The organism is Vandammella animalimorsus (assembly GCF_002288875.1).
Classification (GTDB): Bacteria; Pseudomonadota; Gammaproteobacteria; order Burkholderiales; family Burkholderiaceae_C; genus Lampropedia; species Lampropedia animalimorsus.
Genome location: NZ_NTBH01000010.1, coordinates 11,919 through 24,268 on the forward strand (window position 1 = coordinate 11,919; position 12,350 = coordinate 24,268).

Consider the following 12,350-nt stretch of genomic DNA (forward strand, 5'->3'; position numbering starts at 1 on the left):
GTCTCCTTCTGGCTTGCAGTGCCAGTTCATTGAAAAATCAATCCGCGCCCAAGCCCACCGGATTGGGACGACGTTTTTCCGTGTTGTGGCGCAGCAGCGCGGCGGTGCGGAAAATTCCGTGCGCAAATTTGCCGTAGGGCAAGGTCAGGAACAGCGCCATGACGGCCGCAAGATGCAGGCACAGCAGCGCAGCCAATGCCGGCGTGGCGCGCCCCAGCCAAAGTGCCATGCCCGTTGCCGCCACCAGAAACAGCAGGGCAATGAAGCCCAGGTCCATGGGCTTTTGCGACCGCGCGATGTGCTCGGGATGGCGCCGACGATGCAAGCGCCACAGGCCACCTGTGCCCAGCATCATCAGCACCCCGCCACAGGCACCCAGCAGTTTGGGCACGCTGGGCAGGTCATAGGGCGCAACCAGGCCAAACACATAGTGGTAGAGCGTGCCCACAGATGTGGCGGCAAAGCACAGCAAAAAGCCATAGAAGGTCAGGTGGTGGCAGCGCCGCCGAGACAGGGTGAAGGCGTCGTCTTCGTTGGGGCAGCCATCGCCATGCCCGCCGTCCAGATATTTGAGTTTCAGCACGTCGTGCGTCGACTCCAAGGTGGCCGCAGCAGTGAGGTCGGCCCCGCTGGTGGCGGGCTTGATGTCTTTCCAGAAGCGGCGCACCCCCATGCCCAGCGCCAGCACGGCAAAAAGAAACACTGGCGCGAACACCCCCACCAGCAGGTTGTGTGGAAACAGGTTGTAGAAATTGCCGCCCAGGTCCGCCCGCCCCAAAAGCACGCCCCACCCCTGGCCTGCCCAGACGATGGACAGCAGCAGAAAAAGCGTCAGCGCAGCGAACAACGCCAGGCTCAGCGTCAGGCCATTGCGCTCATAAAGCCGCCCCAATGGCGCGGGCCAGGCGTAAGCGGCATAGGTGTGTTGCCGCACCTCGGCCATGGCCCTGGGGATGCTGATGGCGAATTCATGCGGTGGCGCATATTGGCAGGAATGCAAGCAGGCGCCGCAGTTGTGGCACAGATTGGCCAGATAGTGCACGTCGGCCCTGGCGAATTCCAGCCTGCGGGTCATGGCCGGGAACACTGCGCAAAACCCTTCGCAGTAGCGGCAGGCATTGCAGATTTGCAGCACCCGAGCCACTTCCTGCTCTGCCGGCGTCATCGGTACGGGCTGTGCATTGGCCAGATTCCTGGCCTGCTGTGTCAATGCGTCGATGGCTTGCATGGCGCTCACTCCATATCCCGCACTGGGCCGCTTTGCACTGGCAGCCCCTGGGCAACCCGCGCCGCATTCAGGCCTGCGATGCGGCCAAAGGCCGTCCCGATGGACATGCCCACCCCAGCCGTATAGCCCTTGCCCAGCACATTGCCGGCCATCATCTCCCCGGCCACGAACAGATTAGCGCTGGGCCGGTCGTCAAAACGGACAGCAGCGGTATCGTCCACTCTCAGGCCCAGATAAGTGAAGGTGACGCCGGGGCGCAGCGCATAGCCGTAGAAAGGCGGCCGATCCAGCGGCAGCGCCCAATGGGATTTCTGCGGCGCAATGCCCTGTGTGTGGCAGTCATCAAGCACGGTGTGATCAAAGTGCCCGGGCTGGCAAGCCGCGTTGTAGGCGGCAATGGTTTCCTCAAAAGCCGCCGCATCCAGGCCCATTTGGGCCGCCAGTTCGCCCAAGGTATCGGCCCTGGCGCCAGGGAACACCGGCGGCATGAAGCGCCCGATGGCTTTGCTGTCGATGATCGAATAGGCGATCTGCCCTGGCTGCTGAGCCACCAACCGCCCCCAAATGGCGTAACGCTTGGGCCAGAAGTCTTCCCCCTCGTCGTAAAAGCGCTGGGCCTGCCGATTCACCACCACCCCCAGGGAAACGCAATCGATGCGCGTACAAATCCCGCCGTCGTACAGGGGCGCACGCGCATCAATGGCCACCATGTGGGCCTGAGTCGGATCCCCGATGCCATCTGCCCGGTGCTCTTGCAGCATGTGGCGCAGCAGCACCCCTTGATTGAAGGCCGTGCCTCGGATCAGAAAATTGTCCGCAGGCCATTCACCCTGCTCGTTCTGCCCCCAGGCCTGGCGCAGCCAGGCGCGATTGGACTCAAACCCACCTGCGGCCAGGACACAAGCCTTGGCCGTGATGCGCTGCCCCTTACACCAGGCGGCCTTGAAAACGCCTGCCTCGATTTCGAGCCGCTCCACCGGCGCCTCATAACGCACCTGCACCCCCAGTTGCTGCGCGCTGCGGAAGTAGGCATTGACCAGCGCCTTTCCCCCACCCATGAAAAAAGCATTGGTGCGGGCCACGTGCAAGGCGCCCGACAGCGGCGGCTGAAAACGCACGCCATGGCGGCGCATCCAGCCGCGGCAGGTGGAAGAGGCCCGGATCACCATGCGGGCCAGATGTTCATTGGTATTGCCGCCCGTGACCTTGTACAAGTCTTGCCAGAACTCTTCTTCCGGATAGGCCTGCACCAGCACATCCTGCGGCGCATCGTGCATGCAGCGCAGGTTTCTGGTGTGGGCGGAATTGCCGCCGCGCCAGGCCTTGGGCGCAGCTTCAAGCAGCAGCACGCTGGCTCCTGCTTCACGCGCCATCAGCGCGGCGCACAGGGCAGCGTTGCCACCGCCGATGACGAGCACATCGGCTTGCATGGAAACCTCTTCGTGGGTTGGTTGTTCACCGTGGGGCGCCCATTATCAAAAGCACGCACAGCAGGTGCCAGGGCCTCTTCACGATAGGGGTATCACGAAAACCGATGGCTGCAGCCAGGGCGGATAGGCAACGCCTGCCCCCCTCAAAGCTTCAGCCGCGTGCCCAGCCAACGCCCGGATGACACCAGCTGGCGCACGCACTCCTGCAACACCACGCGCGCGGCCAGCGCTGCTGGCGAAAGCTCCTCGCCCGGCAGGCAGCACAGCAAGTTCGAGCGCATGGCGCCCGCATCCTCGATGCGCGCCCATGCATAGCGGCGCGCTGGCTCTTCCACCCGGCCCAATGCAGCCCAGGGCTGGATCGTCGAGCCCAGGCCTTCGGCCACGGCGGCCATCACCACGTGCAGCGAGTCGATCTCCATCACCACGCGCGGCTGTATGCCCGCCTGCCGGAAAGCCGCCTGCAAGGTGCTGCGCAAGCCGTGGTGGCCCGTGGGCAATATCAAGGGCTCATGCTCCAGCGCCGAAAGCGAAATCGCCGCAGGCAGTGCATGCCTGCCCTGGGCATTGGCACGGGAGCGGAACAAAAACAACTCCTCATCCAGCAAGGACAATGCCTGCCAGCGCTGGCGCGCCGAGGCATCCAGCGCGGTGGAGTCAAACAGAATGGCCATGTCCAACGCGCGCGCCTGCAGCATTTGCGCCAGATGGCCAGACATGCCGTCGGTCAGCAGCAGGCGCACGTCTGGATAGCGCGCCCGCATGGCATGGATCAAGGGCAGGGCCAATATCGTTGCCGTCGTCGTCGGCAAGCCTACGCTGATGGCGCCGGCCAGGCGCGCCTGCTGTGCGTTGTGCACGGCCTGCCCCGCGTGGCGCAGGGCCAGCTGCGCCTCCTTGAAAAATGCCAGGCCAGCCTCCGTGGGCAATGCGCCTTGGGTCGTGCGCTTGAGCAGCCGCACCGCCAGCTCACCTTCCAGCCGACTCAGCTGCTGGCTGATGGCCGATTGCGCCACCCCCAAGTCCTGCGCAGCCGCGCTCATGGAGCCCAGCTCCACCACGCGGACGAAATAACGCAATTGCCGCAGTTCCATGCGCGCACCAGCCTTAGTGTGTGACTTTTCAGGCCAGCGGCGTCAGCTTGGCCACGCTCAGCAGCAGCAGCTTGGTGCCGTGGCGGGCGAAGTGGACTTTGGCCTTGCTGTCGGCGCCCTGGCCTTCGATGTGGAGCACCTGGCCCTGGCCGAACTTGGCGTGAAAGACTTGCTGGCCGACGTGCAGGCCGTGGCTGACGGCGTTGCTGGGGCTGCTGGCCGCCGCGCCGGGGCCCGGGCGATGGCGCGTGGCGGCAGGCGCCGTGGTTGACGCCGCCGTTGGCGGGGCGTCCCAAGGCGCGGGCTGGCGGGGCTGATGCCAGCTGCCGCCAGCGCGCGCCCCCCAACCCAGGCTGGCCTGGGGCGTGGCGCTGCGCGGCGGGGTGAGCCAGCGCACGGCGTGCTCAGGCAGCTCGTCAAGGAAGCGGCTGGGCGGGTTGTACTGTGTCTGGCCGTTGAGCATGCGCTCGCGCGCCAGGCTGAGGTACAGGCGCTTGCGCGCGCGGGTGATGGCCACGTACATCAGGCGGCGCTCTTCCTCCAGGCCATCCTGGTCGCTCAGGCTGTTGTAGTGCGGGAACAGGCCTTCTTCCATGCCGGCGATGAAGACGGCGTCGAACTCCAGCCCCTTGGAGGCGTGCACGGTCATCAGTTGCACGGCGTCCTGCCCGGCCTGGGCCTGGTTGTCGCCCGCTTCGAGTGCGGCGTGGCTGAGGAAGGCAGCCAGCGGTGTGAGCGCCTCGCCAGTGTCGGCGTCGTAGAAGGACAGCGCCTGGGCATCGAGCGCGGCTGGCTGCTGCACCTGCTGCTCCTGCCAGGGCGGCGGAGCGTCAAACTGCAGTGGCGCATCGCCCTGCAGGCCCTGGCTGGCCGGGCTTTGGCGCAGCGGCTGGCCTTGTTCGTCCTGCGGGCGGGCGCTGCCGGCATGGCCTTCCTGCACGATGAAGCTCTCGGCGGCGTTGAGCAGTTCTTCGAGGTTTTCGACGCGGTCCACGCCGTCCTTCTCGCCCTGGTAGTGGGCGATCAGGCCGCTGCGCTCGAGCATCAGCGCGATCAGCTCGCGCAGCGTCAGGCTGGCGCTGTCCTGGCGCAGTTGCTCCAGCAGCTGCGTGAAGCCGCGCAGTTTGTCGCCGCTTTTGCCCGGCAGCAGCGCCACGGCGGCGTGCAGCGCCAGGCCCTGCGCGCGCGCGGCGTCCTGCAGGGCTTCGAGCGTGCGCGCGCCGATGCCGCGCGCGGGGAAGTTGACCACGCGCAAAAAGCTGGTGTCGTCGCTGGGGTTCTCCAGCAGGCGCAGATAGGCCAGCGCGTGCTTGATCTCGGCGCGTTCAAAAAAGCGCAGCCCGCCATAGATGCGGTAGGGCACATTGGCCGCCAGCAGCGCCGATTCAAGCACGCGGCTTTGCGCGTTGCTGCGGTACAGCAGCGCGATTTCGTGCCGGGCGAAGCCGTCGATCTGCATCAGCTGGCGCACTTCATCGACGATCCATTGCGCCTCGGCGCCGTCGCTGGGCGCTTCGTGGATGCGCAGCGGCTCGCCCGCGCCCTGGTCGGTGCGCAGGTTCTTGCCCAGGCGCTGGCGGTTGTGTGCGATCAGCGCATTGGCCGCGTCGAGGATGTGGCTGTAGGAGCGGTAGTTCTGCTCCAGCTTGATGGGCGCGACCACGCCGAACTCGCGCACGAAGTCGCCCATGTTGCCCACGCGCGCGCCGCGAAAGGCGTAAATGCTCTGGTCGTCATCGCCCACGGCCACCACGCTGCCAGCCTGCCCCTGGGCGGCGGCGCTGCTGCCGGGCAGGCTGGCGCCGGCGATCAGGCGCAGCCACTGGTATTGCAGGCGGTTGGTGTCCTGGAACTCGTCGATCAGCACATGGCGAAAGCGCTGCTGGTAGTGCTGGCGCACGGCGGCGTTGTCGCGCAGCAGCTCATAGCTGCGCAGCATCAGCTCGCCAAAGTCCACCACGCCCTCGCGCTGGCACTGCTGCTCGTACAGCGCATACAGCTCCACGCGCTGGCGCGACTCGGCATCGCGCGCGGGCACGTCGCCGGCGCGCAGGCCTTCTTCCTTGCAGTGATTGATGAAGGATTGCAGCTTTTTGGGCGGCTGCAATTCAGTATCCACGCCCTGCTCCTTGAGCAGGCGCTTGATGGCCGAGAGCTGATCTTGCACGTCCAGGATCTGGAACTGGCGCGGCAGGCCCACGGTCTGCGCATGGGCGCGCAGCATGCGGTTGCACAGGCCGTGGAAGGTGCCAATCCACATGCCGCGCACCGACACCGGCACCATGGCCGACAGGCGCGCGACCATCTCGCGCGCGGCCTTGTTGGTGAAAGTCACGGCCAGGATGCCGGCGGGCGAGACCTGGCCGGTCTGCAGCAGCCAGGCGATGCGCGTGGTCAGCACGCGCGTCTTGCCCGAGCCTGCACCGGCCAGGATCAGGGCGTTGCCGCCGGCAAAGGTCACGGCCGCGCGCTGCTCGGGGTTCAGGCCGGCCAGCAGCGGCGCATCGGGCGCAGGGCGGGGCGTTGAGAAATCCATCTGGGGCAAGCTCATGGCCGGCGATTGTATGCCCCGGCCCAAGACAGCCCAGCCCCCCGCTCGCCTTGGCTGCTACGCCTCGTCGTGCGCCTGGGCCGGGTTGGCATCGACCAAGAAAGCGAATGCAATCTGTTCTTATTGGCTTTGTCATCCCCGTAGAATGCGCCGGCCACAGGCGCCATTGCCCTGCACTTCGGGAACGTTTTTCATGCTTGCACCATTTCTCATCATGCTGCGCGAGGGGCTGGAGGCGGCCCTGATCGTGGGCATCATCGCCAGCTACCTGCGCCAGACGGGGCGCGCGCAATGGCTGCCCGCCATCTGGGTGGGCGTGCTGCTGGCCGTGGCCCTGTCGCTGCTGGCCGGCGCTGCCGTGCTGCTGGCCGGGCGCGAGTTCCCGCAGAAGACGCAGGAGCTGTTCGAGGCCATCGTCGGTCTGGTGGCCGTGGGCGTGCTCTCCTACATGGTGCTGTGGATGCGGCGCGCGGCGCGCTCGCTCAAGGCCGAGCTGCATGCGGGCATCGACGCCGCGCTGGATGCCAGCCGGGGCCAGGGCGGGGCCTGGGCGCTGATCGGCATGGCGTTTTTCGCCGTCGCGCGCGAGGGGCTGGAGTCGGTGTTCTTCCTGCTGGCCATCTTCCAGCAAAGCCCCGGCCCGGCCGCGCCGCTGGGCGCGCTGGCGGGCATTGCCGTAGCCGTGGCGCTGGGCCTGGGCATTTACTGGGGCGGCGTGCGGCTGAACCTGCACAAGTTCTTTCGCTACACCGGCATCTTCATCCTGTTCGTCGCTGCGGGCCTGATGGCGGGCGTGGTGCGCAACCTGCACGAGGCGGGCGTGTGGAATTGGCTGCAAGCGCCGGTGTGGGATTTAAGCCGCACCCTGCCCAATGCCAGCGTGACGGGCACTGTGCTCTCGGGCCTGCTGGGCTACCACGAATCGCCCACCTGGGGCGAGGCGCTGGCTTGGCTGCTCTACCTCGTGCCCGCGCTGGCGCTGTTCTTGCAGCCGGTGAAAGAGGCCCCGCCCCGCTCTGCCTGAATCGACCCCCCCCACCAGCCCACTTTTTCAAACCGCCTATGCAGCCCACCGCCGCCCCTCAAACCCCGGCCAGCGCCCCTGGCCCCGGCAAATTCATCTACGTCGCGCTGGCGCTCTCGGCCTTGCTGGTGGTGGCCGCCATCGCCCTGTTTTATTACGCCACGCGCACGGCCAAGGGGCCTGAGCGTGGCCACACGCACAAGGTCATCGTCAACGACGCCACCTGCGAGCCGGCCGACTTCACCCTGCCTGCGGGCGTGACCACGTTCGAGATCCACAACGCCTCGCGCCGCCCGCTGGAGTGGGAGATCCTCGACGGCGTGATGGTCGTGGCCGAGCGCGAGAACATCGCGCCGGGCTTTCACTCGCTGCTGACCGTCAAGCTGCGCCCCGGCAGCTTCGCCATCACCTGTGGCCTGCTGTCCAACCCGCGCGGCAGCCTCACCGTCACGCCCACCGCATCGTCCGAGGCCGAGCGCCTGCGCCCGCCCATCGAAGCCTTCATCGGCCCGCTGTCGGAGAGCCGCGTGCACCTCATCATGCAATCGGGCGCGCTGCACAAGCAGGCCCTGGCCCTGGCCGAAGCCGTTGCGGCGGGCGATGTGAGCGCCGCCCGCACGCACTGGCTGCAAGCGCGCGCGGCCTACAAGCGCATCGAGGGCGTGGCCGGGCGCTTTGCCGATCTGGAAGCGCGCATCGACCCGCAGGCCAGCTACCTGGCCCAGCGCGAGGACGACCCCGCCTTCACCGGCTTTCACCGCCTGGAAAAAGCCCTGTTCCAGCAAGGCAGCGCCGCTGGCCTGAGCAACGCAGCCCAGCAACTGGCCGCCGATGCCGATGCCCTCAAAACCCGCCTGCGCGAGCTGCAACAAAAGCCCGAGGACTTGAGCGACAGCGCCCTCTGGCTCATCCACCGCCTGCAAGAAGGCGCGCTGGCGCAAGGCGAAAACCCCTATGCCCAGACCGACCTGGCCGATGTGCACGCCAACCTGGAGGGCATGGAAAAAATCGTCCTGCTCACCAGCCCGCTGCTGCAAGGCGCGCAGCCCGAGCTGGCCGCGCAGGTGCAGCAGCGCTTTGCCGCCGTGCGCGCCGCGCTGCAGGCCCTGCAAGTGCAGGCGCAAGGCCAAGCAGATGCCGAAAAAAGCTGGCCGCCCTACGCCCAGATCACGCCCGAGCAGCGCGCCCAACTCAGCGCCCTGCTGGGCGATCTGGCCGACGCCATCGCCCAGATCAACCCTGCGCTGGGGCTGGAGTAAGCCGGCCATCACCAACAGGCACGCCAGCCAGCGCACCCATTTTTCATACCCACGGATCCATGCCATGACACGCGAGACATCCCAGGCAACCCCCCACAACCCCACCGCCGGAAACCCCACCCCCGACAACGACCGCCCCGCCCTGCCGCGCCGCCAGGCGCTCAAGGGCTTGGGCCTGGCCGGGCTGGCCGGGCTGGGTTCGGCCGCCTTGGGCGGCTGCGCCCACCAGGCCGCCGCCAGCGCAGGCGCTGCGGCCGACCCCAAAGGCTCGGGCAAAGTCACCGATGCGCCCGTCAGCCACCGCGCCTCGCCGCAAGACCGCGTGGCCTTCTTCGGCCCGCACCAGGCGGGCATCACCACCGCGCGCCCGGCCAACGGCATGATCGCCAGCTTTGCGGCGCTGGCCGAAACGCCCGATGAGCTTGAGCGCCTGCTGCGGCGCCTGACCGAGCGCGCCCTGTTCCTCACCCAGGGCGGCACGCCGCCCGAGCTGGACCCGCTGCTGCCGCCAGCCGATTCGGGCATCCTCGGCCCCGACATCGCGCCCGATGCGCTGACCATCACCGTCTCGCTGGGCAGCTCGCTGTTTGACGATCGCCCCTGGCTGGCGCCGCACAAGCCCGTGCAATTGCAGCGCATGACGCGCTTTCCCAACGACGCGCTGGACGCCGCCCTCTGCCACGGCGACATCAGCCTGCAAATCTGCGCCAACACGCAAGACACCACCATCCACGCCCTGCGCGACATCATCAAGAACTTGAGCGACCAGCTCGTGCCGCGCTGGAAGCAAGAAGGCAACGTCCCCATCATCGCCCCCGGCCCCGACGGCAGCGTCGAGAGCGCGCGCAACTTCCTGGGCTTTCGCGACGGCTCGGCCAACCCCAACGCCGACGACGACGCGCTGATGCGCCGCATCGTCTGGGTGGACAGCCAGCGCCAGCAAGAGCCGGCCTGGGCGCACGGCGGCACCTACCAGGCCGTGCGCATCATCCGCAACTTCGTCGAGCGCTGGGACCGCACCCCGCTCAACGAGCAAGAGCAAATCTTCGGCCGCACCAAGATGAGCGGCGCGCCGCTGGACCAGCGCGACGCCACCGAATTCCAGGTGCCCGACTACAGCAAAGACCCCGAGGGCGAGATCACCGCGCTGGACTCGCACATCCGCCTGGCCAACCCGCGCACGCCCGAATCGGACAAACACCTCATCCTGCGCCGCCCCTTCAATTACTCCAACGGCATCGCCAAGAACGGCCAGCTTGACCAGGGGCTGCTGTTCATCTGCTACCAGGCCGATCTGGAGCAAGGCTTCATCGCCGTGCAGCGCAAGCTCGACGGCGAGCCGCTGGAGGAATACATCAAACCCGTCGGCGGCGGCTACTTCTTCACCCTGCCCGGCGTGCAAGGCAACAGCGACTACCTGGGCAGCGCCCTCATCGCCGCCGTGCGTCAGGGCTCGCAAAAAGCCAGCTAAGGCCAAACCGTTTTTCCCCACCCCAACGGCTGCACGCCAGCCAGGAGACTTGACCATGACCCTCAAACACCTCATCGCCACCGCCGCACTGGCCGCCCTGGCGGGCAACGTCTTCGCGCAGGCCAAGGCCGCCGCGCTCGACCTCGTGGCCCCCATTGCCGAATACAAACTCTACGTCAGCGAGAACGTTGACCAGCTCGTCAAGGACACCAGCGCCTTCGTCGAAGCCGTCAAGGCCGGCGATGTCGAAAAAGCCAAAACCCTCTACGCCCCCACGCGCGTGAGCTATGAAAAAGTCGAACCCATCGCCGAGCTGTTCAGCGACCTGGACGTGGCCATCGACTCGCGCGCCGACGACTACGAAGGCGCCGAGAAAGACCCCGCCTTCCCCGGCTTTCACCGCATCGAATACAGCCTCTGGGCCAAGAAAACCGCTGACGACGTCAAGCCCGTGGCCGACAAGCTGCTGGCCGATGTCAAGGAGCTGCAATCGCGCATCGCCAAGCTGACCTTCCCGCCCGAGATCGTCGTCGGCGGCGCGGCCGTGCTGATGGAAGAAGTGGCCGCCACCAAAATCTCCGGCGAGGAAAACCGCTACAGCAAGAAAGACCTGTGGGACTTCAAGGCCAACGTCGATGGCTCCTACAAAATCGTCGAACTCGTGCGCCCGCTCATCGCCGAGAAGGAAAAACCCTTCCTGGCCGAAGTGGACAAGAACTTCAACACCGTTTTCGACATCCTGAAGAAATACGAGGCCAAGGACGGCAAGGGCTATGTCGATTACGACCAGCTCAGCGACAAAGACCGCACCGTCATGGCCGCCGCCATCAACAAGCTGGCCGAAGACCTCTCCACCCTGCGCGGCAAGCTCGGCCTGAACTGATTCCCGCCGCCCTCAGGCCGCAACTGGCGCGCCACGCCCACGGCACAACGGCCCCGATTGGGGCCGTTGAAATTCTGGCCTTGACTGGGGGATGGGCTTTCAAGGCTGCCCTGCTGCAGCGCCATCGAGCTTCAGGCGCAGCACGGCCTTGGGCAGGGCGATGTAGAGGTGCTGGGCATCGGGGCTCAGGGCGATGTGGCGCACGCTGGGCAGGCGGTATTGGCGCGGCTGGGCCAGGTACTGCGCGGCCTGCTGCGGGATGTCCGGCCCGCCGACAACCACTTGCACGCCATCGGGCGTGACGCGGTAGATGGAGGACCAATCCACGCGCCAGGGGTCGCGCAGATTGGCGCTTTGCTGGCGCAAGGCCACGTACAGCGCCGTGCCCGTGGCGCTGATGCTGGCATGGGTGGCGTCTATGCCATCGCTGATGGCAAAGCGCTGCACGCGGCCATCGTCCAGGCGGTGCCAGGCGTAAGCGCCCTGGCCCTCTTGCGCCAGGGCGTGGATGCGGCCTTGCGCATCGGCCGTCAAATCCAGCAGCGCGCCGCGAATGCCCAGGCTGGCATGGTCCAGGGTTTGCACGTTCAGGGCCGCATCCACCGTGCGCAGCCGGCCGGCATCGATGAAGAACTTCAGGCCATCCTGGCGCACGGCCAGGGCGTGCGGGGCATAAAAGGCGGCCGCATGGCCCTGCCCATCCTGCAGGCGCGGGGTGATGGCGGGACGCCCCAAAGGGGGCGCGGGCGTTTCGCCCGCCACGCGCTGCAGGCCGACGAAGCTCTGCGCCGGATCGTAGGCCACGATGCCTGGGCCGTTGTGGTATCTGAAATGCTGCGCGGCACCGACGCCAAAAGGCCATTGCGCATCGACCATGCGCCATTGGTTGTCCATGGGCATGGCGTCAGAGTGGCTCAGCACATGCCATTGACCACTGCCATCCCGGTACAGGCCGCCAGCATGACCGTAGATCACATACTGCTGTCCCGCCGTGGCGTAGCCGCCGCCACGCACCAGGGCCTCGGGCAGGCCATCGCGCACGCGCCGGATGTAGGAATTCTGCTGCGGCTGCGGGCACATGCCCTGCGGGTAGTGGTTGTCCAGCAGCAGCAATTGCCCATCGAAGAACACCATGCGATCAATGGTGCCGGCCAACTGCGTGCGCTGCCCCTCTCCCTCAATATCGGGCTGCTGGCAATAGGGCTGGGGCAACGCGGTATTGCCCAGCACCACTTCCAGCCCGCCTGGCGGCACTGGGGCCGGCGCTGGCGCAGGGGGCGGGGCGGGCGACGGGGCGGTGGTATCGGACACATCACTGCCGCCGCCGCAGGCGGTCAGGGCAATGGCAATCAAGGTGGCCCAGGGCCATGAGAAATTGCTGTGCATGGGGCTCTCTCCTTCAAGGGGTTT

8 protein-coding genes and 1 pseudogene are annotated in these 12,350 nt (G+C 66.9%); 4 read left to right on the forward strand and 5 right to left on the reverse strand.

What is annotated here, in order from left to right:
- Positions 1 to 37: 37 nt before the first annotated feature.
- From tcuB to CLI93_RS12680, 4 genes are all read right to left on the reverse strand, one after another.
- Positions 38 to 1,228: a tricarballylate utilization 4Fe-4S protein TcuB gene (gene tcuB / locus CLI93_RS12665; protein ID WP_095543009.1), complete on the reverse strand. Its 1,191-nt coding sequence runs from the start codon at positions 1,226 to 1,228 to the stop codon at positions 38 to 40.
- Between the two features lie 5 nt (positions 1,229 to 1,233).
- Positions 1,234 to 2,658 (reverse strand): FAD-dependent tricarballylate dehydrogenase TcuA, encoded by a 1,425-nt coding sequence (tcuA, locus tag CLI93_RS12670; RefSeq protein WP_095542974.1) that lies wholly within the window; start codon positions 2,656 to 2,658, stop codon positions 1,234 to 1,236.
- Between the two features lie 143 nt (positions 2,659 to 2,801).
- Positions 2,802 to 3,752 carry a LysR substrate-binding domain-containing protein gene (locus CLI93_RS12675; protein WP_095542975.1) on the reverse strand — a complete coding sequence of 317 codons (951 nt, stop codon included), beginning with the start codon at positions 3,750 to 3,752 and terminating at the stop codon, positions 2,802 to 2,804.
- Positions 3,753 to 3,780: 28 nt separating this feature from the next.
- A complete protein-coding gene (locus CLI93_RS12680; RefSeq protein ID WP_238945880.1) occupies positions 3,781 to 6,303 on the reverse strand; it encodes an ATP-dependent helicase in 2,523 nt (840 codons plus the stop codon).
- Positions 6,304 to 6,496: 193 nt separating this feature from the next.
- On the opposite strand from CLI93_RS12680, the gene efeU reads away from it, so the two are divergent.
- The 4 genes and pseudogenes from efeU to efeO (CLI93_RS12700) all read left to right on the forward strand — a co-directional run.
- On the forward strand, positions 6,497 to 7,327 hold the full coding sequence (gene efeU / locus CLI93_RS12685; protein WP_095542977.1) for an iron uptake transporter permease EfeU: 831 nt from the start codon (positions 6,497 to 6,499) through the stop codon (positions 7,325 to 7,327).
- 38 nt (positions 7,328 to 7,365) lie between these two features.
- Positions 7,366 to 8,586, forward strand: a complete 1,221-nt coding sequence (efeO, locus tag CLI93_RS12690) for an iron uptake system protein EfeO (protein ID WP_095542978.1) — start codon at positions 7,366 to 7,368, stop codon at positions 8,584 to 8,586.
- A gap of 64 nt (positions 8,587 to 8,650) precedes the next feature.
- Positions 8,651 to 10,057: an iron uptake transporter deferrochelatase/peroxidase subunit gene (gene efeB, locus CLI93_RS12695; protein ID WP_095542979.1), complete on the forward strand. Its 1,407-nt coding sequence runs from the start codon at positions 8,651 to 8,653 to the stop codon at positions 10,055 to 10,057.
- Between the two features lie 34 nt (positions 10,058 to 10,091).
- Positions 10,092 to 10,940: pseudogene (efeO, locus tag CLI93_RS12700) on the forward strand (iron uptake system protein EfeO); the annotation flags it as partial.
- Positions 10,941 to 11,039: 99 nt separating this feature from the next.
- On the opposite strand, the gene CLI93_RS12705 reads toward efeO (CLI93_RS12700), so the two are convergent.
- Positions 11,040 to 12,326, reverse strand: a complete 1,287-nt coding sequence (locus tag CLI93_RS12705; protein WP_095542980.1) for a lactonase family protein — start codon at positions 12,324 to 12,326, stop codon at positions 11,040 to 11,042.
- Between the last annotated feature and the right edge of the window lie 24 nt (positions 12,327 to 12,350).